The sequence below is a fragment of the Shewanella sp. ANA-3 genome, assembly GCF_000203935.1.
Taxonomy (GTDB): Bacteria; Pseudomonadota; Gammaproteobacteria; order Enterobacterales; family Shewanellaceae; genus Shewanella.
The window spans coordinates 1,702,636-1,725,807 of the sequence record NC_008577.1; the positions used below are offsets into that span (position 1 = coordinate 1,702,636).

General features: G+C 49.6%; 19 protein-coding genes. 16 read left to right on the plus strand and 3 right to left on the minus strand.

Going from position 1 to position 23,172, the window contains the following annotated elements:
- Positions 1-22: 22 nt before the first annotated feature.
- The gene (locus tag SHEWANA3_RS07740) at positions 23-2,812 is read right to left on the minus strand and encodes an insulinase family protein (RefSeq protein WP_011716523.1); all 2,790 of its coding nucleotides are present in this window, start codon (positions 2,810-2,812) and stop codon (positions 23-25) included.
- Positions 2,813-2,981: 169 nt separating this feature from the next.
- On the opposite strand from SHEWANA3_RS07740, the gene sixA reads away from it, so the two are divergent.
- Entirely contained in the window at positions 2,982-3,452 is a 471-nt protein-coding gene (gene sixA / locus SHEWANA3_RS07745) for a phosphohistidine phosphatase SixA (protein ID WP_011625784.1), read from the plus strand.
- Positions 3,453-3,517: 65 nt separating this feature from the next.
- On the opposite strand, the gene smrB is transcribed toward sixA, so the two are convergent.
- Positions 3,518-4,048 (minus strand): endonuclease SmrB, encoded by a 531-nt coding sequence (gene smrB, locus SHEWANA3_RS07750; RefSeq protein ID WP_011716524.1) that lies wholly within the window; start codon positions 4,046-4,048, stop codon positions 3,518-3,520.
- A gap of 80 nt (positions 4,049-4,128) precedes the next feature.
- On the opposite strand from smrB, the gene prmB reads away from it, so the two are divergent.
- From prmB to SHEWANA3_RS07780, 6 genes are all read left to right on the plus strand, one after another.
- Positions 4,129-5,073: a 50S ribosomal protein L3 N(5)-glutamine methyltransferase gene (gene prmB / locus SHEWANA3_RS07755; protein ID WP_011716525.1), complete on the plus strand. Its 945-nt coding sequence runs from the start codon at positions 4,129-4,131 to the stop codon at positions 5,071-5,073.
- Positions 5,074-5,187: 114 nt separating this feature from the next.
- Complete coding sequence (gene aroC, locus SHEWANA3_RS07760) at positions 5,188-6,282, plus strand: chorismate synthase (protein ID WP_011716526.1); 1,095 nt, start codon at positions 5,188-5,190, stop codon at positions 6,280-6,282.
- 69 nt (positions 6,283-6,351) lie between these two features.
- The gene (locus tag SHEWANA3_RS07765; protein ID WP_011716527.1) at positions 6,352-7,521 is read left to right on the plus strand and encodes an MFS transporter; all 1,170 of its coding nucleotides are present in this window, start codon (positions 6,352-6,354) and stop codon (positions 7,519-7,521) included.
- 64 nt (positions 7,522-7,585) lie between these two features.
- Entirely contained in the window at positions 7,586-8,728 is a 1,143-nt protein-coding gene (locus SHEWANA3_RS07770) for an ATP-NAD kinase family protein (protein ID WP_011716528.1), read from the plus strand.
- A gap of 55 nt (positions 8,729-8,783) precedes the next feature.
- A complete protein-coding gene (locus SHEWANA3_RS07775; protein WP_011716529.1) occupies positions 8,784-9,065 on the plus strand; it encodes a YfcL family protein in 282 nt (93 codons plus the stop codon).
- Positions 9,066-9,068: 3 nt separating this feature from the next.
- Positions 9,069-9,677 (plus strand): RNA methyltransferase, encoded by a 609-nt coding sequence (locus tag SHEWANA3_RS07780; RefSeq protein ID WP_011716530.1) that lies wholly within the window; start codon positions 9,069-9,071, stop codon positions 9,675-9,677.
- Positions 9,678-9,880: 203 nt separating this feature from the next.
- On the opposite strand, the gene SHEWANA3_RS07785 is transcribed toward SHEWANA3_RS07780, so the two are convergent.
- Positions 9,881-11,974 (minus strand): bifunctional tRNA (5-methylaminomethyl-2-thiouridine)(34)-methyltransferase MnmD/FAD-dependent 5-carboxymethylaminomethyl-2-thiouridine(34) oxidoreductase MnmC, encoded by a 2,094-nt coding sequence (locus tag SHEWANA3_RS07785; protein ID WP_041412591.1) that lies wholly within the window; start codon positions 11,972-11,974, stop codon positions 9,881-9,883.
- A 138-nt stretch (positions 11,975-12,112) separates the two neighbouring features.
- Between SHEWANA3_RS07785 and fabB the strand changes: the two genes are divergently transcribed.
- The 9 genes from fabB to SHEWANA3_RS07825 all read left to right on the plus strand — a co-directional run bounded on the left by fabB (position 12,113) and on the right by SHEWANA3_RS07825 (position 23,086).
- Positions 12,113-13,324 (plus strand): beta-ketoacyl-ACP synthase I, encoded by a 1,212-nt coding sequence (gene fabB, locus SHEWANA3_RS07790; protein ID WP_041412592.1) that lies wholly within the window; start codon positions 12,113-12,115, stop codon positions 13,322-13,324.
- 215 nt (positions 13,325-13,539) lie between these two features.
- Positions 13,540-13,758 (plus strand): hypothetical protein, encoded by a 219-nt coding sequence (locus tag SHEWANA3_RS23740; protein WP_244096613.1) that lies wholly within the window; start codon positions 13,540-13,542, stop codon positions 13,756-13,758.
- Positions 13,755-14,885 (plus strand): 4-phosphoerythronate dehydrogenase, encoded by a 1,131-nt coding sequence (locus tag SHEWANA3_RS07795; protein ID WP_011716533.1) that lies wholly within the window; start codon positions 13,755-13,757, stop codon positions 14,883-14,885. Before SHEWANA3_RS23740 ends, SHEWANA3_RS07795 begins: the two co-directional genes overlap by 4 nt.
- 2 nt (positions 14,886-14,887) lie before the next feature.
- A complete protein-coding gene (locus SHEWANA3_RS07800; protein ID WP_011716534.1) occupies positions 14,888-15,904 on the plus strand; it encodes an aspartate-semialdehyde dehydrogenase in 1,017 nt (338 codons plus the stop codon).
- A gap of 179 nt (positions 15,905-16,083) precedes the next feature.
- Complete coding sequence (locus tag SHEWANA3_RS07805; protein WP_011716535.1) at positions 16,084-19,431, plus strand: FimV/HubP family polar landmark protein; 3,348 nt, start codon at positions 16,084-16,086, stop codon at positions 19,429-19,431.
- 103 nt (positions 19,432-19,534) lie between these two features.
- On the plus strand, positions 19,535-20,320 hold the full coding sequence (truA, locus tag SHEWANA3_RS07810) for a tRNA pseudouridine(38-40) synthase TruA (protein ID WP_011716536.1): 786 nt from the start codon (positions 19,535-19,537) through the stop codon (positions 20,318-20,320).
- A 51-nt stretch (positions 20,321-20,371) separates the two neighbouring features.
- The gene (folC, locus tag SHEWANA3_RS07815) at positions 20,372-21,670 is read left to right on the plus strand and encodes a bifunctional tetrahydrofolate synthase/dihydrofolate synthase (protein ID WP_011716537.1); all 1,299 of its coding nucleotides are present in this window, start codon (positions 20,372-20,374) and stop codon (positions 21,668-21,670) included.
- Entirely contained in the window at positions 21,663-22,487 is an 825-nt protein-coding gene (dedD, locus tag SHEWANA3_RS07820; RefSeq protein WP_011716538.1) for a cell division protein DedD, read from the plus strand. The genes folC and dedD overlap by 8 nt, the downstream gene beginning before the upstream one ends.
- 110 nt (positions 22,488-22,597) lie before the next feature.
- Positions 22,598-23,086, plus strand: a complete 489-nt coding sequence (locus SHEWANA3_RS07825) for a CvpA family protein (RefSeq protein WP_011716539.1) — start codon at positions 22,598-22,600, stop codon at positions 23,084-23,086.
- Positions 23,087-23,172 lie beyond the last annotated feature (86 nt).

Genomic DNA, 23,172 nt, shown 5'->3' on the forward strand with positions numbered 1-23,172 from the left:
CCATTACGTAAGTGCTAACTTGTCAAAAATTGAACTTTTCAGTGTTTTGTTTAAAGAGTTTAAGATCGGTAATCATATTGCCTGATTCAAGCTCTGACTGCGCCGCATGGGCAGAGCCTGTGCTAAAAAGCACCAGTCTGTCGCTATGCTTAGTGCGCATTTTTCGCATCATAAACTTAATAAGGTCTGGGCGAGTGAGTTTGTTGATTTCCTCGACCACTAATTCACGCTGATTAAACTGGTAATCACGGTTGCCCACGCTCACCCAATAACGCTGGCCTCGGGTTTTGAGGTTAGCATCATGTTCCATCACTTGATTGATGAGTCCCTGTTTAGTGCTTTCCCATTCTTCATTGGTAATTTGCATCACGGCATAATTAAAGTCCGCGATAAACTCATCGATTGCCTCTAACAAATGTAGTGGTCCCGTTGTCGGGGATTGAATATAGAAAATGAGTCCCGGATGGCGATTGAGTGGCAAATAACCTGTGCCTACCATATAGCCCAATTGTTTTTCGGTGCGTAGTTCATGGAAGAAGGTCGAAGACATAGTGTGATTGAGTAAGCTAAACAGCGCCATTTTTTCTGGCGTCGCTGAAGCAGATTGATAATAAACAATAATCGCACTGTCTTGATGGTCTATTGCCAATTCCCGAAGCAGGGTGCCTTGTCCGGTTAAGTTGATTAATTCACGGGTCGACTCCGCGCTTGGGCTAGAGACTAAGGACAAGATATGTTCCAGTCGTTTTCCTAAGGCTTGCGCCTCTGACACAAGCCAGTCGCCATAAATCAGCCCTTCGAGGTAAATCTTCTCGTAAAAGGCGCGTACATGGTTATGCAGATCATTTAAGGTGATATTTTCAAGCATCTGCGCCATACGCGCTGGCTCGTAGCTGCGTTTTTGCAGCGTGGCGGTCAGGCTAGTGAATAGCTGCGAAATCGGCTTGGCTTGCGCGAGGTTTTGCCAGCTACGTAGCAGCTGAGATTTAATTAACGCAAACCGTTCTTCGGTGAAATTACGTTCTCTCGCCTTTTGGATCAGCAGGGCTAACAGCGTTTCTTGATTCCCCGTAAAACCAGACAAATGCAGGGTGATCCCACCCTGATGGGGGTAAATGTTATAGCTAAGCCCTGCGACTTCCGCTTGGTAAGTGGGCTCAGTCAAGTAATCGAGCAGCATCTCAACGTATAAGCGGGTGAGGGCAGCATGTTTTGGGGTTTTACTCGCTTGCTCCGAATCGAGGGATAGATACATATGGCCTTTCGGGACATTAAACTCATCGTCTTTTTTATGCCAAATTCGGTATCCCGTTGATTCCGCGACAATCACGGGTACGGCGACTTCACTTTTATCGGGGCGGGCAATGGAATCGGCTACGATAAAGGGATTGGCAGCGGGCAATTGCAGCTCAGGGCGAATGTGTGTGACTTGCCAACGGGCAAGGGATTCGGGTTTTATCGGTAAGACTTGGTATGGCGTATGATACCAATTGGCTTTGCGGTCGGTCTTAACGGACTGTGCTATGAGTTGCAAGCGCATATTTTGCGGCGTCATTAAGCGCAATAGATCAAGAGTTTCATCAATATCTAAGCCATCCATGCGATAGTCGCCAAAGACTAAGTCTTCCACTTCGTAGTGGTGCATGTTGATGCTTAAGTGGCTGGCTAAATCGAGGGACTTCACCTGCTCCTGATAGCGGAATGCCATTTTGAGCAAATTCGCTCGTTCTAGATAGCGCCAATCCTCAAGGCCTTGGTTTTTTATCAGCTCAATGTACTCAAAGCAGCTACAGACAATATCGTCAATATTGGCCACGCCTTTATCGGTCAGTTGTAGACCTATGCAGTAGTCCTTAAAGTTATAGCCATTGACTCCGCCGCCTGCGGAGAGGTTATTCACTAAACCTTGTTCTTTAAGATACGACAGCAGGCTGCCCTTACTCTCATTGCCGAGGATATGGCTAATGTAGGTCAGCGGCTTGCGTTTGTAGTAGTGGTCGATACCTGGGAAGTTAAAACTGATACTTAAACGCTTTTGTTCCTTTAAGGGGATAATATTGATTTGCTTAAGCAGTTCGTTTTCAGAAAACAGCGGCACATCAGGATACTGTTTGACGAGATTTAAGTTGCGGACCGCACTGAAATATTGGGCCGCAAGCGATTGAAGCTCATCTAACGGCATAGGGGCGACTAAACAGAGCGTCATTAAATTGGCACTGTAATGGCTTTGATAAAACGCCAATAGCTCGCTTCTGACCTGAGCCTGTTCTCCGCCTAGCGTGACTAAATTGCCCACGGAAAACTTTGAAAACGGATGTTGTTGATTAACGGTTTCTTTTAGCACTTGATAGGTGCGGCGGATGTCGTCCTTCAGCTTTAAACTAAATTCAGATTCAATCGCTTGGCGCTCCCTATCGACCAGGTCGAGGTCAAATTTGGGGGCGATAAAGAATTGGCTAAATCTGTCTAGGGAGTCGGCAAACACGTCGGCGTTGATGGTAAAAAAGAAATTGGTGTGCTCTGTGCCAGTCCAAGCATTGTTACTGCCGCCATGCTGATTGATAAAGGCATGATACTCGCCGGAATCGGGGAATTTTTCCGTGCCTAAAAAGAGCATATGCTCTAAAAAGTGCGCCATACCGGGTCTATCAACAGGATCATCAAAATGTCCTACGGCCACCGCCATGGAAGCGGCGGCTTGGCTGGCGTCAAAATCTTCGACCAATAATACCCGCAGGGCATTATCTAACACGAGATAACGGTACTGACGATGATCGTTTGGACTTTTGTAAATAGACTGAGAGGCTTGCAAAGAGACACTCCGGTAACGATGGCTTGTTATATATTGATAGTCTTAATGGTTTTTGGCAAATATCTCTTGTGTTTATCGACTAAAGATTAACCCTTACAAGGTTTGTTGAAATCCATTTTAGGGCTACAATTGGGATAAAACAAAAACAAGTGTGGGTAGCGAGAGAAGTATGCAGCTATTTTTGATGCGACATGGTGACGCTGGATTTAATGCTCAGTCGGATAGGGACAGAACGCTTACCGATTTAGGAAGACACCATACCGTCTTAATGAGTAACTGGTTAGCCCGAAGTGTCAGCGATTTTGATCTTGTTTTGGTCAGCCCTTATTTACGTGCGCAGCAAACGTGGCAAGAATTGAGTCAACATTTTCCCGAGCCTCGCAAATGGTTGGTCGTGGATGATTTAGTGCCTTCAGGTGATCCCGCCAATGTGGCCGCCTTAATTGTTGCCTATGCCGAGCTGTACAAGGCCGATAAAGTGCTGGTGATTTCCCATATGCCGCTCTTAGGCTATTTGGTCAGCGAGTTAGTTGCAGGTGTTGAGCCGCCCCTATTTGCCACCTCGGGGATCACTCTGATAGATAAACATGCCGAGCAGGCCTGCATTGTTTGGCAGCATGCGCCCCACAGCATTAGTTAATTTCTTTGATAAAACAAAGGGCTCACATTAGTGGGCCCTTTGTTTTTAGAGGATAAATATGTCCATTAACGTCGATGTGGTTGGTCGCCAATATCGATAAGCACCAGCAGCGCCGCATCGCCACCCCATTCTTTTGGGGCCTGATGAAAGGCTTTTACCTTAGGATGTTGCACCAACCACATAGGCACCTGCTGTTTAAGTATGCCAGTGCCGTAACCGTGCATCACACAACAACATTGGCTTTGCTGTTTTACGCAGGCTTGAATGAGCGCCGCGAGCTCGAGTTTAGCCTCAGATTGGCGGTAACCGTGTAAGTCTAGCAATAAATCCGGTTGGTAATCGCCGCGTCTTAAGCGTTTAAGCTCGAGACTATCGACACCCTCGTCGAGCCAACGCATTGGCCCCTGAACGGGCAGCAGAGGTTGATAAGTATCTGAGAAATAACTGTCAGCATGCAGTTGCTGCTCTTTCAGTTCAATTTCCTGTTTGGTTTTTAGGGGCGTGCGAAAATGCCGCTTATCTTGGGCGATAGGTTTTATCCCCTCGATCAGCGCCGAAAACATCGCCATGCCTTCTTTATCATCGTTTTTATTCATGGCGGGTATTCTATTGAATCCTATGGTTTCTGAATAGAGTTCAGTTACAATGTTTGCGAACAAACAAGCGGGAGAGCGTTTTGGATAAGATCTTTGTAGATGAAGCTGTGACAGAGTTACGCACCATAGGTGACATGTTGCGTTGGGCGGTGAGCCGCTTTAATGATGCCAATGTGTACTATGGCCACGGCACGGATAACGCGTGGGACGAGGCTATCGCCTTAGTGTTTCATGCGCTGCACTTGCCCGAAGAAATCGGCCAACAGGTGATTTTAAGTAACTTAACCAGCAGCGAAAAACACAAAATCGTTGAGCTGATCATTCGCCGCGTACGTGAACGTTTGCCAGTGCCTTATTTAACCAATAAAGCGCGCTTTGCAGGGCTTGAGTTCTATGTGGATGAGCGCGTATTGGTGCCACGTTCACCTATCGCCGAGATGATTGCCAATCGCTTTGGCCCTTGGTTATACGGCAAACCCGTTAATCGTATTTTAGATTTATGTACTGGCAGTGGATGTATCGCAATTGCCTGTGCCTACGAATTTGATGAGGCCGAGGTCGATGCGCTGGATATCAGCGAAGATGCCCTCGATGTGGCGCAAATCAACGTTGAAACCTTAGGGGTGATGGACAGAGTCTTCCCGATGCAATCGGATCTGTTTTCAGCCATTCCTGAAGGTCCACAATATGATTTGATTGTTTCTAATCCGCCCTATGTGGATGAAGAAGATATCGGCGATATGCCAGATGAATACCACCATGAGCCAGCTATTGGTTTAGCCTCGGGTCGTGATGGCCTCGATTTAACCAAACGCATTTTAGCGAATGCGGCCCAATACCTGACACCAACGGGCATTTTAGTGGTTGAGGTGGGTAACTCTATGGTGCATTTGATGGAGCAATTCCCTGAAGTGCCTTTCACTTGGGTGAGTTTTGAACACGGCGGAGACGGTGTGTTTGTGTTGACTCGCGATCAACTGGTCGAACATCAATCGCTTTTTGCTATTTATCGCGACGCGCAATAATAAATTAGGTTGAGTCTTTTCCCGCTGCCAGTTAGGCTTGCAGCGGGAAAAAGAATTGTCCAGCCATTGCTGGGCGCGGAGCGATAAGCAAATCATTTAAGGTGTAAGAAGCGGATGTCTGGAAACAGTATTGGTCAAAATTTTGTGGTGACTACCTTTGGTGAAAGTCACGGTGTGGCGCTCGGGTGTATTATTGATGGTTGCCCACCAGGGCTCGAACTCACCGAAGCCGATATGCAGCATGATTTAGACCGTCGTCGTCCTGGCACATCCCGTTATACCACAGCGCGCCGTGAGCCTGATGAAGTACGGATCTTATCCGGTGTGTTTGAAGGCAAAACCACGGGCACTTCCATTGGGCTTCTGATCGAAAATACCGATCAGCGCAGCCAAGATTACTCGAATATCAAAGATTTATTCCGCCCAGGACACGCCGATTACACCTATCAGCAAAAGTATGGCCTGCGTGATTACCGTGGTGGCGGCCGCTCATCTGCCCGCGAAACTGCTATGCGCGTTGCTGCGGGTGCTGTGGCGAAAAAGTATTTAAAACAAGTGCACGGCATTAGTATCCAAGGCTATATGTCGCAACTTGGACCGATTAGTGCCGAAACCCTCGATTTTAGTCAAATCGAGCAGAACGCCTTTTTCTTCCCCGATGCGAGTAAGCTCGAGGCGCTGGATGAGTATATGCGCGAGCTGAAAAAATCCGGTGATTCCATTGGCGCCAAAATCTCTGTAGTAGCGACTGGTGTTCCCGTGGGACTGGGCGAACCCGTGTTTGACAGGCTCGATGCCGACATCGCCCATGCCTTAATGGGCATCAACGCGGTAAAAGGCGTTGAAATCGGTGATGGTTTTGGCGTTGTGACGCAAAAGGGCTCGGAAGGTCGCGATTTAATGTCGCCACTGGGTTTTGAATCAAATCATGCCGGTGGCATACTTGGCGGCATTTCATCGGGTCAACCCATTGTTGCCCATATTGCATTAAAACCCACCTCGAGTATCAGTGTGCCGGGCCAAAGCATGACGGCCCAAGGGGAAATGGCGGAAGTGGTGACTAAAGGTCGTCACGACCCCTGTGTCGGGATCCGCGCGGTACCGATCGCCGAAGCTATGCTGGCGATTGTGTTGATGGATCATCTGTTAAGACACAGAGCTCAAAATCAGGATGTTCGCAGTCATACTCCGATCCTCGGCATGAGATAGGTGCGATGAATGAGACAGTCTGCATGGAATAAAAATGCATAGCGGCTGTGTAATAAATGGAATGCGTTAATGCCAACAATCTCTAGCACAAGCCAGCAGTTACGCTGGCTATGTGCCTGTTATTTTTTCTTCTTTTCAATTCTCGGCACTATGATCCCTTACCTTGGGGTCTTCTTCGAAAACCGTGGATTTAACCCTCAAGAAATCGGTTTTTTGCTCGCGATTTTAATGGCGACCCGTATCGTGGCACCCAATGTGTGGGCCAAGGTGGCCGATCGCACTGGCATGCGCTCCGAATTGGTGAAGATGGGTGCGGGCGCCGCAATGCTGGCGTATTTGAGTTTCTTCTACCACGGTGGCTTTGTGTATATGGCGCTCAGCCTTGCGCTGTATACCTTCTTCTGGAATGCGATTTTGGCGCAGCTTGAGGTGATCACCCTTGAGACTTTAGGTGAAAATGCCAGCCGCTATGGGCAAATCCGCAGTTTTGGCAGCATTGGCTATATCTGCTTAGTGGTCGGCGCTGGTTTTGCCATCGGCCAATGGGGCACCGAGGTGTTACCTTATATTGGTTTAGCTTTGTTTACTGGGATGCTGGTCAGCGCCTTGCCCTTGCCTGCGAATCGTGCAGTGCGGCCTCAAGGGCAGGAGCGGCAGCCCCTCAAATGGACTAAACCCATTCTGTGGTTCATGGTGTCGGCGATGTTATTACAGATGAGCGCTGGGCCTTTTTACGGTTTCTTTGTGCTCTATCTTAAGCAGGCGGGATACACCGAAGCAGCCGCGGGGATTTTTGTCGCCTTCGGTGCAATGGCCGAAATCGTGATGTTTATGTTTGCGCCTCGCTTGCTTGGACGTTATGGCGTTAATACCTTGCTTGTCGTCAGTATCGCCATGACCGCCGTGCGCTGGTTGCTGGTCGCCTTTGGCGTTGAGAGCATGTTATTACTGGGCTTAAGCCAAGTACTGCATGCGTTCACCTTCGGTTTGACTCATGCGGCCTCGATTCAATTTGTGCACCGCCATTTTGATGCCAGTCATCGCAGTCAAGGGCAAGCCCTGTATGCCAGCTTAAGCTTTGGGGTTGGCGGCGCACTCGGAACTTGGATTTGCGGTTATATCTGGGGCGATGGCAGCGGCGCTGTGTGGTCTTGGGTATTCGCGGCGGCCTGTGCCTTTGCTGCTATGCTCGCGGTATTTTTGATCCCTAAGGATAGGGCGCAAGCGGTTGCGGCATAAGCTGATATTGATTGTGAAAAACAACTCATTGTAAAAACTAAAATAATGAACAAGAGAGGTTAAGGTGATCCGGTTTCGTTTAGGCTTAGTCATCAATCCACTGGCGGGTTTAGGTGGCAGTGTGGGGCTCAAAGGCAGCGATGGCGTGGCTGAGCAGGCACTCGCCTTAGGTGCCGAGCCCAAGGCGATAAAACGCATGATGCAAGCCTTAGAGGTGATTGTTCCTTTTGCTAATGATATCGAAATCATTACCGCCTCCGGTGTGATGGGGGAAGACGCCGCCAACGCCTTAGGTTTTAACTCCCGTGTGGTGTATCAAACTCCGGAGAAAACCCAGGCCGTCGACACCCAAGCAGTTGTTCGTACCTTACTGAACGAACCGTTGGATTTATTACTGTTTGCGGGGGGCGATGGCACCGCGCGTGATGTGTATAGCGTGTTTGAACAAGCGGTTATCGACGATAAATTACCCGTGCTTGGTGTTCCGGCTGGGGTAAAAATCCATTCGGGCGTTTACGGCATTACACCCCATGCTGCGGGTATGGTCGTGAAAATGCTGCTCGAGGGTGAGTTAGTCAGCCTGATGAGCGCCGATGTGATGGATATCGATGAAGTGGCCTTTCGCCAAGGCACAGTGCGCGCCAAACGTTTTGGTGAGCTGTTAGTGCCTGCTGAGCCGCGTTATGTGCAAGCGGTGAAAATGGGTGGAAAAGAAGTCGATGAGCTAGTGCTCGCCGACATTGCCGCCGATGTTATCCAGCAGATGGAAGATGAGCTGTACATTATGGGCTCGGGCAGTACAGTCGCCTTTGTGATGGAAGAGCTTGGGCTCGATAACACCCTACTGGGGGTTGATCTAATCCAAGATAAAATCTTAGTAGCGAGTGATTTAACCGCTAAGCAGTTGCTCGACTTTACCCAAGATAAGCCAGCAAAACTGGTTATTACCTTGATTGGCGGGCAGGGGCATATTCTCGGCCGTGGCAACCAGCAGTTGTCGCCAGAGCTTATCCGCCGCCTCGGTAAGGACAATATTATTATCCTCGCCACAAAAACTAAGCTAAAAGCACTTGAAGGACGACCCTTAATTGTGGATAGTGGCGACCCTCAATTAGATCGTGAGCTTTGTGGCTATTACAAAGTGACGACGGGTTACCATGATTATGTAATGTATCAGGTGGCCAACCCCGACTATTCAGATTTATAGCACCGAGGGGCCAGCGGCCATTTGGGCGAAATACGTTATTGGAGAGTTTGACCCGATGTTAGAGCAGTATGAAGAAGCACTAGAACAGTGGATTGAGTCGGTAGTGAGCCATGGTGATGACGATGCCTTATTTGCCTGCGGTTATCTGCAAGGCCATGTGGCGGTGGTGTTATCGCAACTCGAAGACGAAGGCGAGAGCACGCTAGAAGCCTTGCTTGAAAAAATGACCGACTGTTTAGCCCTAGCGCGCCAAGAATTAAATGATGCCGATTTTGCCTTAGTAGAAGCGGCGTGGGCACAATTACATGGCAAGATTGTTAGTCATTTAGCGGCATAATTGATGAGTTCATCCACGACTACTTCGGTTGATGCCATGGCAAAACCTGAAGTGCAGCAAGCGGTTTATATCGGTCTAGTCAATCCGAAAACCCCGACCAATGTGGGCGGCATTATGCGCGCTTCGGGCTGTTATGGTGTCGATGCCGTGTTCTACACTGGCAAACGCTATGAGTATGCTGCCCGTGGGCCGCAGCAGTATAACGCCGATACGCAGAGCGCCGCCGAGCGCATTCCGTTAACTGGAGTGGCCTCCTTACTCGATGCGCTCCCCTCTGACACTAAGCTGGTGTGCGTGGATTTAGTTCTAGGGGCGACACCCTTGCCTGAGTTTGTGCATCCCGAGAAAGCCTTTTATGTGTTTGGCCCAGAGGATGGCACCATTGGCCAAGAGATTATCGATAGAGCCGATGCCGTAGTGTATGTACCTACGGTAGGCTGTATGAATCTGGCGGCCTCGGTCAATGTGCTACTTTACGATAGATTGGCGAAAGCCCATCGCGAGCAGGTATCTGCTCAGACCGAGTTCGATGGCGATGCCTTGATCCGCCAAAGTCGCGACAACAATAATCGCACCCGAGTAAAAACCACTAAGCAGGGTTCTTCGCTCTAGGGTTAACGCTCAATGCTCAGTCGAAATACAAAAAAGGATTAAGCACTGCTTAATCCTTTTTTGTTTTGGGCTGCCAATTTTTGGGGCGTTAAGATGCAAGCGCTGATTAGCGCTTAATGATAAACCTTGTTTTAATTACACAGGCTTTACTCAAACCACGATGCTTATCTTGACTAAAGCACTTTTTACCAAACCGCTTTTTATTAAAGCGCTTTCCCCTTTAGTAATTTGCGTAGCCACATCCGATTGGGGTTGAGTTTATTTAAGGTTGACCAATCCAGTGGCAGCGGCTCTCCGGTTAACTGTGCCGCCAAGCATTCGGCCGCCAAGGGGCCTGAACTTAATCCCCGCGACCCTAAACCACCCAAAATATAAAGGCCATCGAGGATAGGCGCGGGGGTTGTTTGCCAATAATGCTTGCTTTGTTCGGCCTGCTGTTGATTGAGTTGATGCAGTTCATAGCGCGCCAATATTTCAGCCACATCGGGCGCACAGCCCATCATGGGGAAATGATCCCGCGTCACCATCCGCACGCCGACACGAGCGCTATTGCCACTGATATCGATATCGTCAACCCAGGCTTGGTTGGGGTAGCTTTCTTGCATTTTCCCGAGGTTTTCCCGTTGCTCCTGCGGGCAAAAATCGAAGTGCTCTGCCGCTTTGACATAACTGGCGCCGAGGCAATGCAAGCCTTGATGACTCGGCGTGAGATAACCGTTCGCACATAACACTGTCGCCAATTGGCTCAATTTAAATTGGGCGGGGACGTGGCTCACTTGGCCGCGAAACGGACTTATCTGTAATCGCTCACTGGCCGAAAATTGGGTGAGCTGCGCGCCATTGGCGAGCACGAGTTGGCGGAATGGTCCAAAACGCTGGCCTTGACTGTGAAGATACCAAGCCTGTGCATCACATTCAATTTCGGTGATCTCGGTATTGAAATGGCACTGCACATTGGCAAGTTGCGAGGCCTTGTCCACCGCCGCCTTGGCGTATTCAAATGGGCATACCCAGCCTCCGAGTGGATAAAAAAATCCAGCCTTATCAATACCTATTTGGGCTATTTCGTTGGCTTCATTCGCATCAACGGCGTAGGCGATTTCCGCCGGCCAGTCCTGACTTTGGATGATTTTATCCAGCCGTTGTTGGCTGCGCTCATCATGACCCGTTTGCAGTACCCCACAAAAATCATGGGAAATCACCGTAACATGAGGGGCGGCGTTTGTATCCATCATCGACGCTTGGCTCAGCGCCTCAATACGGCGGCGGCTGAACAAAAAGGCCTGTTGGAAAAAACGGCTAAGCTCATCATTTTCAGGCGTGAGTAGGGGGTAAATTGCTCCTTGACGATTGCCTGATGCGCCTTGACCTAACTCATTATCCTTACAAAACAATGTGCTACTCTGGCCTCGTTCGGCGAGGGATAGCATTAGGTTCGCTGAGGCCAGTCCGCCACCGACGATGGCAACAGGGTGATCTATAGCCGCGAGCGTGGCAGGTTTTGGGGTAAATGCCTGAGCGGTATCGGCTTGTTGGCGCAGCAGTTTGCGCTCATGGAGCAAAATCTCATCGGTGATAATCTGGCTTGGCAGTGCGTCACTTGCATCACCATTCAAGGCATCTTGGCTGACATTAAGGGTGCTAAAGCCACTGCTGTGGGCAAGCTGCTGCACGGTTTCTGCCAAATTGACCCCAATCAGCTGGGCATCATCGGCACTTAAACGCGCCATTTGCCACGCTAGTTTGCCGCTTAACTGCGATGCCAAATGCGGTAAAACCAGCCATTGCTGAATAGGATGAGCAGGGCTGTGGGGCAAATTGGTGAGTGAGGTGTGCAGGTCGCCAAAATGTAAATCGACCGTGATGCGGCCGTCATCAAAGATTAATCTCTGGCACCCTATAATGCGCGCAGGTTTTGCCTTAAGGATGGCATTGGCAATCGGTTGTAAATGAGGCGTGGAAATTAAGCTTTGCGATTGATCCCAAAGTAATTTAAGTTCGTAATCGTTAATGGGATTGGGCTCAAACACTTTCACTAACAGCCGTGTGTTGCTTTGAGTCTGCGTTTGCCAGTGATGCAGTAAAGAGAGCAGCTCGAGTCCATCGCCCAATCCCCATTGCCCCATGACGTACAGTTCCTGACCGAGTTGGGCTGATGGCGTCGTTAAGCGAGAGCGTCGAAGGCGAGTAAAATTGTCCAGAGACTGTGCAGTAGTCAACGCGCATGGGGGATAAAGGTTGATCAATTGCGGGTAATCACGCTTAAATTGGCAAGATTTGTGGGGCTTAGCAGTCAAAGAAATATACTCTCGGTCTCATATTGGGCATTATTTTACCCGCCTTTATGGAAAGCTGACCACTTAATTGAAGCAAAACAGATACTATTGGCTCAGCAAAAAGTAGGTACTGACATGTACACAATGGATAGCAATAAAATGAAAAGAGTCGTGATCACCGGAATGGGTGTTGTTTCAAGTATCGGTAATAACAAGCAAGAAGTGACTGAGTCACTTAAAGCGGGCCGTAGTGGTATTACACATTCCGCTCAGTTTGAAGAAATGCAACTACGCAGTCATGTATGGGGCAATATCAAATTAGATCCTTCTGAGCTGATTGACCGTAAAGCGCTGCGTTTTATGGGCGATGCTGCGGCATATGCTTACATTGCAATGCAAGAAGCCATTAAGGATGCTCAGTTAACTGAAGAGCAGTATTCAAATCCTCGCGTAGGTTTGATTGTGGGCACAGGCGGCGCTTCGTCTTCTAACCAAGTCCAAGCGGCGGATATTTTGCGCGAAAAAGGCGTAAAACGCGTCGGTCCTTATATTGTGCCACGCATTATGTCGAGCACTGCCAGCGCGTGTTTGGCGACACCCTTCAAAATCAAAGGCATGAACTATTCAATCAGTTCAGCCTGTGCGACCAGTGCTCACTGTATCGGTCACGCCGTTGAACTTATCCAAATGGGTAAGCAAGATATGGTGTTTGCGGGCGGTTCGGAAGAAGTGGATTGGACCCTGACCATGGGCTTCGATGCAATGGGCGCACTGTCGACTAAATATAACGACACTCCAGAAAAAGCCTCTCGTACCTATGATGCAGACCGTGATGGTTTCGTGATCTCCGGCGGCGGCGGCATCTTAATCGTTGAAGAGTTAGAGCATGCTCTGGCTCGTGGCGCGAAGATTTACGCTGAAGTGATTGGTTATGGCGCATCATCAGACGGTTACGACATGGTTGCTCCGTCTGGCGAAGGTGCGGTGCGTTGTATGCAAATGGCTCTGGCCGATGTGGACACGCCAATTGATTTCATCAACACCCACGGTACTTCTACCCCAGTCGGTGACGTACGTGAGTTAGAAGCACTGCGTGAAGTCTTTAAAGACAAGTGCCCACCAGTTGCATCGACTAAGTCTATGACTGGTCATGCATTAGGCGCGGCGGGTGTACACGAAGCCATCTACAGCTTGATCATGATGGAAAACAGCTTTATTGCGCCTAGCATCAACATCGATAACTTAGATGAAGCTGCGAAGGACATGCCAATCGTGCGTGAATACCGCGATGCAGAGTTAAACACTGTCATGAGCAACAGCTTTGGTTTTGGTGGCACTAACGCAACATTAGTGATGCGTAAATATAAGTAAGCCATTATTTTCGTTAAAAAAGGAAGCCTAGGCTTCCTTTTTTATTGGCTGAAATTGAGTAATACCAATCACAGTAAATATCTAATCAGTTCAGAGCCTCTTCGGCATATCAATCCAAGGCGCATTGATGTAGAAATGGTTATTCCCTTTTAAGTCAATGTAACGAGGGAATGGGATGCCTGTGTGGCTCCCGAAGGGCGGCTGATGTTCACTGTATAGCAACGCGCTTTATACTGCGTTTAAGGCTTTCGACAGAGCACCACTATGCCTTCAAGCCTTCGCCTTGTCTAAAGCGTGTTGAACTCCCGCTGAATGAACAGATATTTAATACGATTGGTATAATGCGACTCAAGGATTGGGTTTATGATCAGAGTCTTGCTAGAATCCTTGGCTACTCACTCTCTAGCCCATTTTTATCAGAAAGGTCCCCATGAAGATTGTTGTCGATGAAAATATGCCCTATGTCGAACCCTTATTTGGGGCGTTAGGCGAGATAATCCCAGTCAATGGTCGCACGCTGACGCCTGAGCAGGTGCAAGATGCCGATGTACTGCTGGTGCGCTCTGTCACCCGAGTCAATGCTGCATTGTTAGATGCCAATTCGAAACTTAAGTTTGTCGGCAGTGCCACCATTGGGACGGACCATGTGGATCTGGCTTACCTTGCCGGGCGTGGCATCCCCTTTTCGAATGCGCCCGGCTGTAATGCGACCGCTGTCGGGGAGTTTGCCTTTATTGCGATGTTAGAACTGGCGGCGCGGTTTAATTCGCCGCTCAAGGGCAAGGTCGTGGGAATTGTCGGTGCAGGCAATACTGGTAGCGCGACGGCCAAATGCCTCGAAGCCTACGGCATTAAGGTATTACTCAATGACCCCATCAAAGCGGCCGAAGGCGATCCCCGTCATTTTGTGAGCCTTGAGACCCTATTACATGAAGCGGATATCATCAGCTTACATGTGCCCATCACTCGCACTGGCGAGCATAAAACGCTGCATTTATTCGATGAAGCGCGCATGATGAGTCTTAAACCCAATACCTGGCTGCTGAACTGTTGTCGTGGTGATGTGATTGATAACCAAGCCTTAATTAAGGTCAAAGAGCAAAGGGATGACCTTAAATTGGTGCTCGATGTATGGGAAGGGGAGCCAAATCCCATGCCGGAGCTGGTGCCTTTTGCGGAGTTTGCGACCCCGCATATCGCCGGTTACAGCTTAGAAGGTAAGGCACGTGGCACTTTTATGCTGTACCAAAAGTTGTGTGAGTTGCTAGCCATTCCGGCCACTAAACGCTTATCCGAGCTATTGCCTCCATTTCATTTTAAGGCGGTTGAACTCGAACAAGCCCCCGATGAAAAAGCCTTATTACAGCTGGCGAGATTCGTCTACGACCTGCGTGATGACGATGCCGTATTCCGAAATGGCTTTGCAAGGTCGAATGGTTTCGACACTATGAGAAAAAATCACAAACATAGGCGCGAATTTAGTGCATTGGCGCTGGCTTATCACGGCCAATCTGAGGTAGATTGGTTGTCCAATTTAGGTTTTTCAGGAGTCGGTCGGTAATTATGTCGCAGGAATTTAATGTTGTCGTTTTAGGTGCATCGGGTGCAGTGGGTCAAACAATGATTGAGATCCTCGAAGAGCGTAACTTCCCGGTTGCGAACTTATATCCTTTAGCCAGTAGCCGTAGCGCCGGTGAAACGGTCAGCTTCCATGGCAAACAAGTTACCATTTTGGACGTCGAAACCTTCGATTGGAGTCAAGCGCAGTTAGGCTTCTTCTCTGCTGGTGGTGATGTCTCGGCCAAGTGGGCGCCTATTGCCGCTGAAGCGGGTTGTGTGGTGATCGATAACACCTCTCACTTCCGCTATGACATTGATATTCCATTGGTTGTGCCTGAGGTTAACCCCCATGCGATTGCCGATTTCCGCAACCGTAATATCATTGCGAACCCGAACTGCTCGACCATCCAAATGTTGGTGGCTCTAAAACCGATTTACGACACTTACGGTATCAGCCGTATTAACGTCGCGACCTATCAGTCTGTCTCTGGTACAGGTAAAAAGGCGATTGAAGAACTGGCAAAACAATGCACTAAGTTGCTGCAAGGTCTGCCTGCTGACGCTGAAGTTTATCCAAAGCAAATCGCGTTTAACGTATTGCCGCAAATCGATAAATTTATGGATAACGGCTACACCAAAGAAGAAATGAAAATGGTCTGGGAAACCCAGAAGATTTTCGGTGATGACGAAATCCTCGTTAACGCAACGGCCGTGCGTGTACCAGTCTTCTATGGTCACTCTGAAGCCGTACATATCGAGACGCGTCAACCTGCGGATGCAGAAGATATTAAAGCTTTACTGCGCGATGCCGAAGGAGTGGTATTGTTCGAATCCGATGACGAATATCCAACGGCTGTGACCCATGCAGCGGGTACCGATCCGGTTTATGTGGGCCGTGTGCGTAAGGATATTTCCCATTCTCATGGTATTAACCTTTGGGTGGTATCGGACAATATCCGTAAAGGCGCAGCCTTAAACAGTGTGCAAATTGCTGAGATTTTAGTGAGAGACTATTACTAACTCTTAAGTGGCAATTGATGCCCAGTGAAAAAGCCTGCTGCCAGCAGGCTTTTTTTGTTTTACAATTGTGAACAGTAGCAGGGCTGGGATTTCTAGTTTATAGTAATCTCAATAAATACAATTGCCTAAAGCCTGTTATCAGCGAGATAACTTAAATAGCGCTTCAAAGGGAAGGATTGATGAAATTTCGCACTTCGTATCTTGTGGGCCTGATGGCCACCGTTTTAGCTGTTTCTTCCACGACCTCTTTTATTGATCCTGCGATAGCTGCTGATACTCCCAAAATAAAACCTTTAAAAATCATGGGGCCAGACGGACAGATCCGTCAGGTCAATCATCAATATGGACCAACGACCTCTAAGGACACTTTCTGGAGCATTGCGCAAAAAGTCCGTCCCGATGCCAGCGTCAGTGTTTATCAGGTGATGGCCGCGGTATTTGATGCTAACCCCCATGCGTTTAACTCCGACAGTTATAACAGCCTCGAACGTGGCATGATTTTGCTGATCCCTTCGAAAGAAGTGATGCTCGCCATTCCCAATAGTCTGGCCATTGCCCGCGCCGAACGCAGCGATAAGCAGGCCCGTTCTGGCGCTAAAGCCACGCCTAGGGTAGAAACCAAACCTGCGACTAAGCCAGCTGCACCGACTCAGACCGTGGCACAGCCTAAACCTAAGGTGGATACGCCCCCTAAGGCCGAGGTGAAGCCTGAAGCGGCAACAGTGACTAAAGCGGAAGTAGCTGCGACGCCAACCGCGCCTAAGATGGTGAGCTCGGATATCAATGCACGCCTCGAAGCGGCGGAGAGCAAGAATTTATCCCTGACTGACGAGTTAGCCAGAGCGCAAGATCAACTCGCGGTGAGAAATACCGATGTTGAGACACTCAAAGCTAAGGTTGAAGAATTAAATCAACAGATTGCGGTATTAGAAGAAACTCTGCAGGCCAGCAAGAAGCAAAACCTTGCCCTTAAAGCCGAGGTTGAGGCTGCACAAACGCCAGAGACCGCGACAACAGACGAACCTGCCATGCCAGCAGAGCCCGATGATCTGTGGCGCAACCTGATGAGTAATCCGCTACTCCTCGTTGCGGCGGCGGTGATCCCCGCATTATTGCTACTGGTCCTCGTCTTCTGGCTATTACGCCGTAAACGCAATAAAGAGCGCCGCGAGCTAGAAGTGCAGCAGGCGGCTATGATGGCCGCGGGTGCGGCTGGCGTGGCGAGTGCGTCTGTGCTGGCGATGGACGATGATGATCTTAGCGACATGGCGGTGCATTTAGATACTGACCATGCCGATTCCATCGACAGTTTACTCGATGTCGGCAGTGTCGACCTGCAACCCGAGCAGGAAATGACCGATAGCCATGAACAGATGGACATGGCATCAGAAATGTTTATTGACCCAGGTGTTAGCACTGAACCTCAGTTTGAAGAGGAAGAAGGCCAGTCTCTAGACGATCTCTGGGCTGAGGCCATGGGTGATCAAGAGGAAGCCGAAGCTTTTGCCGAAGAAAAAGCCGCATCCGGCAATATTCTGGAGGAAGAAGATCTCGATGCACTGCTGGCTGGATTAGGCTCTGATGAAGAAGATACCCCGCAGGAAGCTCAAGCCACTGCTGCCGGGCTTGACGAACTCGACGAATTAGCCGGTTTCGATTTACCTGCTGAACCAGAGCCCGCCGCTGAGGATGAAGATTTAGCCGCCGCGATTGCCGCCGAACTCGATTCTGAGCTTGAAAACGACGCAGCGCCAGCCGACGATGATATCGATGCGTTACTCGCAGGCTTTAACCAGCCCGAGGTTAACGAGCCTGCCACAGCGGCCGATGAGGATCTTGATGCCTTACTGACCGATGATGCTCAGGCACCAGCAGAAGCAGCTGACGATCTCGGCGATGAAATTGCCGCCGAGTTGGATGATGACTTAGCCGAGTTAGGCGTCGCGCAAACCGATGATATTGATGCTTTACTGGCAGATTTTGATAAACCCGCCGCGCCCGAACCCGATTTAAGCGATGAAATTGCCGCCGAGCTCGATGATGACTTAACTGATATAGGCGTAAGCGAATCCGATGATATCGATGCGCTTCTTGCCAGCTTTGATGCTCCCGCGCAGCCCGATCCTGAAGTCGCCGCGGCGATTGCTGCCGAGTTGGATGATGAACTCGCTCCCGACTTACCAACGAGCGATGAAGACCTCGACCAGTTATTGGCAGGCTTTAACACGCAAGAAGCGCTCGTCGAAGAGGCTGCTGCCGACGTTACTGGAGCCGACGATGCTGAGGCCGAGGATATGGCTCAAGTTGAAGCCGCCCTTGAGCGCGATGACATCGCCACCGAACTCGAAGCCGCATTACCTGAAGACCTGTCGATGGCTGATGACGACCTCGATTCACTCTTAGCCGAGTTCGATGTGCCAGAACAAGCCGAGGCTGATGCCGACGACTTTAACTTCGACTTAGAAACCACGCATGTCGAGCCAGAAGAAAAAGACGAGGAAGAAGATTTACTCAAGGGCATTGGTGCCGCCCATGCCATTGATGGCACAGACGATACTTTCGAGCTGAGCGAAGAGATTGCGGATAACCAAGACAGTGCGGATAACGCTGCCGCAGAACCTAAGTTTACAGGCTTTGATGAAGATACTGACGATATCGCGCCGGCACTGGCGGGTGCCGCTGTCGCCGCATCAGTAGCGGCTGCAGCAAGTGCGAAGGAAAAAGAGTCATCTTTCTTCAATGACTTAAAGGCCAATAAGACTAAAGATCCCCATGTGCTCGATTGGGATACCGAACTGAATTTTGCGCCTACGCCTAAGGCGGAAACGCTGGTCAAACCGGAAACCGATTTGCCTTTAGATCCTGTACCAGTGCAGGGCACTAAACGTCAACCGCTGGAGTTTGCGCCAGATGCGAAACCAGAGGTTGATGCCAAAAATACAGCTGCGAGCACTGAGTTTAACCTCGACGATGAGCTGGATTTGGGCCGCGAGTTTGATTTAAAAGACGATACCGATGATGTCGATTTAAGCGATGACAGCGTGCTTGCCGCCTTTAGCACCAATACCGAACCCGAAGAGGAAGAGGTATTAACGCCTGAGGATAGCTTTGCCCTCGATGATGAACACACGCTCACCGTCGATGAGGCCTTAGCCGCCCTCGATGCGCAGGAATCCCGCAAGTCGAAGAAGTTTGTTCCAGAGCATGATTTAACTAACTTCCAAAACGAGCATGGTTATATCGATATCGAGAAACTGCTTAACGATGCTGAGCAAGACAATACTGAGACAGATCTTTATCCCGAAATGGATGTTGAGATGAGTGATGTGGGCGCGCTGATTGGCGATGCTGCCATGATCGACGTGGACGATGAGGAAAATTCAGTCAATGCCAAGCTCGATTTAGCCCGTGCCTATATCGAAATCGATGACAGTGACAGTGCTAAAGCATTGCTACGGGAAGTCCAAATCGACGGTAACGAGCGTCAGCAAGAAGAAGCGGCCCGTTTACTTAAAGAGATGGGTTAATCCTTAAGGGGCTTGATTTCACACTAACGGCGCGCAGAGCGCCGTTTTTTTTGTGGGCTGCTGTGATAAAATGCGCCGCTAAATTAACTGTGAGGATGTGTGGATGCGGATTGCATTAGGTATTGAATATGACGGAAGTGGTTATTTCGGTTGGCAGCGTCAGGCCGAAGTCGATTCAGTACAAGGGCAATTAGAACAAGCCTTATCTAAGGTGGCGAACGAACCCATCAGCTTGTTCTGTGCGGGGCGAACCGATGCCGGCGTTCATGCAACGGGGCAGGTGGTGCATTTCGAGACTAATGCCATACGTAACGAAGGCGCGTGGACCTTAGGGGTGAATGCCAATTTGCCCGATAATATCGCCGTTCGCTGGGCAAAAGAGGTGGATGATACTTTCCATGCCCGCTTTTCCGCCACGGCCAGACGTTATCGCTATGTGATTTACAATCATAATTTTCGCCCCGGGATCCTACGTCACGGCGTGAGCCATTACCACGGTGATATCGACACCGATAAAATGCATGTTGCGGCGCAGGCGTTGCTGGGTGAGCAGGACTTTACCAGTTTTCGCGCTATTCAATGTCAATCGAAAACCCCGTTTCGCAATGTGCACAGCGTTAAAGTGACGCGTCAGGGGATGTATGTGATTGTCGATATTTCTGCTAACGCCTTCTTGCACCATATGGTGCGTAACATTGTGGGCTCCCTGCTGGAAATCGGCCTAGGCAACCAACCATTGACCTGGATGGCGGATTTACTGGCCCTTAAAGACAGAAATCAAGCGGCGGCCACCGCTAAACCCAATGGGCTCTATTTAGTCGATGTGACGTATCCCGAGCAGTATCAACTGCCTAAGTTGGCTTTAGGGCCATTGTTTATGCTGGATTAATCGCCGCTTTGCTCGTTAAGTGAAGCGCGTATCGAAGGAAGGAAAGAACAGATGACCACAGCCCCGACAGAGCAGACATCTTTAACTGTGCCGAGTGCCAATGCGCCACTGACACAATGGTTAGATTATTTATTATCGATTCACCCAACCGAAATCGATATGGGATTAACCCGGGTTTCAAAGGTTGCCGCGCGCCTGCAATTATTGGATCTCGGGCCTAGCAAAGTGGTCACTGTAGGGGGCACCAATGGTAAAGGCACCACCTGCGCCATGCTCGAGAATATCCTGCGTTTATCTGGTCTGACGGTGGGCGTCTACAGCTCGCCCCATATGCTCAAGTACAACGAAAGGGTGCGCATTAACGGTCAGGACGCCAGCGATGAAGCCTTTGTTGCTGCCTTTGAACAAATTGAGGCAGCGCGCGGCGAGATTTCGCTGACCTTCTTCGAATATGCCACCTTGGCGGGCTTAATTCTGTTTAAAGCGGCCAAGTTGGATGTGGTGATCTTAGAAGTCGGTCTTGGCGGCCGTTTGGATGCCACCAACATGATTGATGCCGATATCAGCGTGGTGACGTCCATCGATTTAGACCACGAGGCCTATTTGGGCAATACCCGCGAGCTGGTCGGCCGTGAAAAGGCGGGCATTTTTCGCCAAGGTCGCCCTGCGATTGTCGGCGAGCCAAACTTACCCCATACGGTCAATGATGTCGCCCAAGATGTTGGCGCCAAGCTCTATCGTGTGGGCGAGGAGTTTAGTTATCAGCAAGATGGCCAGACGTGGGATTACCAAGGCCAAGTATTCAACCTTAAGCAGCTGAGTTTGCCGACACTGCCATTGCCGAACGCCGCGACTGTGATTGCGATTGTTGAGCATGGCTGGCCGCATATTACCGCCGATATCATTGACAAAGGCATCAGCAGTGCGCGCTTAACCGGGCGTTTAGAGCAAGTTAACGAGCAGCCGCTGATTTTACTCGATGTGGCCCACAATCCCCATGCGGCGCGCTTTTTAGTCAAGCAGCTCACGCCAATGGTGACGGGGAAGCGAGTGTTTGCCCTGTGCGGCATGCTAAAGGATAAGGACATTGCTGGCGTATTGCCTGTGATTTCGCCCTTAATCGATACTTGGTACTTAGTGAGTTTACAGGGGGAGCGCGGCGCGAATGCAAGCCTGCTGCGCCAAACCTTAGCGCAAGACACTAAGGCCCATGAGTTTGGCGATATCGCCGCGGCATGGACGGCATTAAAAGCGCAAATTCAGCCCGATGATGTGGTAATTGTGTTTGGCTCCTTTTACACTGTGGCAGGTTTTAAGTCTCTCTTTAAGCAGGATAACCGTTTTGTCTAGCCAGTTTCATAATCGATTAGTCGGCACTGTGGTGCTGGTCGCCCTCGGGGTGATTTTTCTGCCGGATATTTTAGATGGCAAGAAGGAGCGTCAAGAGGAACAATTTGCCGAAATTCCCCTGCGTCCAGCCGCGATAGCGCAGCAAAACGCCGATGATATGTTTGAGGTGTTGTCCACCCAAGATGTGGATGGCGAAGGTGCTTTACCCGAAGAGGCTTCTCCGAATGATGAGGCGGCGTTAGCGCAGGCGGTCAATACTGATGTCAAAGACGCGCCTGCGGCAAAAGTCGAGCCTAAGTCGGAAGCGGTGAAAGAGACCGCCAAACCACAGACGGCAAAAGCGGAAACTAAGCCTGAGGTGAAAGCGCCTGCGAAAACCGAGACCGCTAAGGCCGAACCGAAGAAAGAGACGCCAAAGCCGACTCCAACTAAAACAGAAACCAAAAAGCCAGAAACCAAGCCAACCGTAGTCGCGAAAACGGACAAGCCTAAAGCCGAAACCGCGAAAACAGAATCTGCAAAACCTGCCAAAGACGATGGCATTAAAGTGGTCAGCCGCGATTCATTAAAACCTGGACTTACCCTGCAACTAGGCGCATTTAGCAATGCCGCCAACGTAAAAGCGCTGGTGGCGCAGTTACGTAAAAGTGGTTACAAGGCGTACACAATTCCAGACACGCCTAAGGATGGCGTATTGACGAAAGTGTTTGTGGGACCCGATGTTTCCGAAGCTAAGCTGAAGAAAATGCAGGAAGAAATTGAAACTCTAACCCGTTTGAAAGGCCGGATTGTGCCTTTTAATCCCTTGGAATCTTAATGCCATTCAGCAGGGACTGAAATAATTTATTTACCTCGCTAGGGGTGAGAATCGTTTCAGTCTCTGGTAGAATCGCGCCGTCTTAAAGCCTATGCTGGAAAGCCATCTCAATGGTTTGGATTGATTACGCTATCATCTTCGTTATCGGGTTATCGACTCTTATCAGTCTGATCCGTGGATTTGCCAAAGAAGCCATGTCGTTAGTGGTATGGTTCGCGGCTTTCTTTGTTGCCAGCCAATTTTACCAAGACCTCGCCGTTTATCTCACGCAAATGAACGATGAGGTGCTACGCAATGGGGTCTCCATTGCTATTCTTTTTATCACCACCTTAATACTCGGCGCCCTCATCAATTACATCATTGGGCAACTAGTGGTTAAAACCGGATTATCTGGCACTGACAGACTCTTAGGTCTGTGTTTCGGTGCCATTAGGGGCGCGCTGATCGTCAGTGCGCTGCTGTTTTTTATGGATGCTTTTACAGGCTCACCCAACACCCAATGGTGGAAGGACTCTGTACTAGTGCCCGAATTTGGCGTTGTGATCCAATGGTTCTTTCACTATTTGGAAAACACCTCCAGCTTTGTACCCAAACTATAAAAAAGACAATAAATTTATCCTAAGTGATGGAGGATAAGTAAGGTTGAGTCCGAAGCCTAAGGCCACTGACTCAACACTGAGATGAA

Bases quoted from the DNA above. Each gene is read 5' to 3' on its own strand.
- sixA (WP_011625784.1), top strand. From the start codon at position 2,982: ATGCAGCTATTTTTGATGCGACATGGTGACGCTGGATTTAATGCTCAG.
- smrB (WP_011716524.1), bottom strand. From the start codon at position 4,048: ATGAATAAAAACGATGATAAAGAAGGCATGGCGATGTTTTCGGCGCTG.
- aroC (WP_011716526.1), top strand. From the start codon at position 5,188: ATGTCTGGAAACAGTATTGGTCAAAATTTTGTGGTGACTACCTTTGGT.
- SHEWANA3_RS07765 (WP_011716527.1), top strand. From the start codon at position 6,352: ATGCCAACAATCTCTAGCACAAGCCAGCAGTTACGCTGGCTATGTGCC.
- SHEWANA3_RS07775 (WP_011716529.1), top strand. From the start codon at position 8,784: ATGTTAGAGCAGTATGAAGAAGCACTAGAACAGTGGATTGAGTCGGTA.
- SHEWANA3_RS07780 (WP_011716530.1), top strand. From the start codon at position 9,069: ATGAGTTCATCCACGACTACTTCGGTTGATGCCATGGCAAAACCTGAA.
- fabB (WP_041412592.1), top strand. From the start codon at position 12,113: ATGAAAAGAGTCGTGATCACCGGAATGGGTGTTGTTTCAAGTATCGGT.
- SHEWANA3_RS07795 (WP_011716533.1), top strand. From the start codon at position 13,755: ATGAAGATTGTTGTCGATGAAAATATGCCCTATGTCGAACCCTTATTT.
- SHEWANA3_RS07800 (WP_011716534.1), top strand. From the start codon at position 14,888: ATGTCGCAGGAATTTAATGTTGTCGTTTTAGGTGCATCGGGTGCAGTG.
- SHEWANA3_RS07805 (WP_011716535.1), top strand. From the start codon at position 16,084: ATGAAATTTCGCACTTCGTATCTTGTGGGCCTGATGGCCACCGTTTTA.
- truA (WP_011716536.1), top strand. From the start codon at position 19,535: ATGCGGATTGCATTAGGTATTGAATATGACGGAAGTGGTTATTTCGGT.
- folC (WP_011716537.1), top strand. From the start codon at position 20,372: ATGACCACAGCCCCGACAGAGCAGACATCTTTAACTGTGCCGAGTGCC.
- SHEWANA3_RS07825 (WP_011716539.1), top strand. From the start codon at position 22,598: ATGGTTTGGATTGATTACGCTATCATCTTCGTTATCGGGTTATCGACT.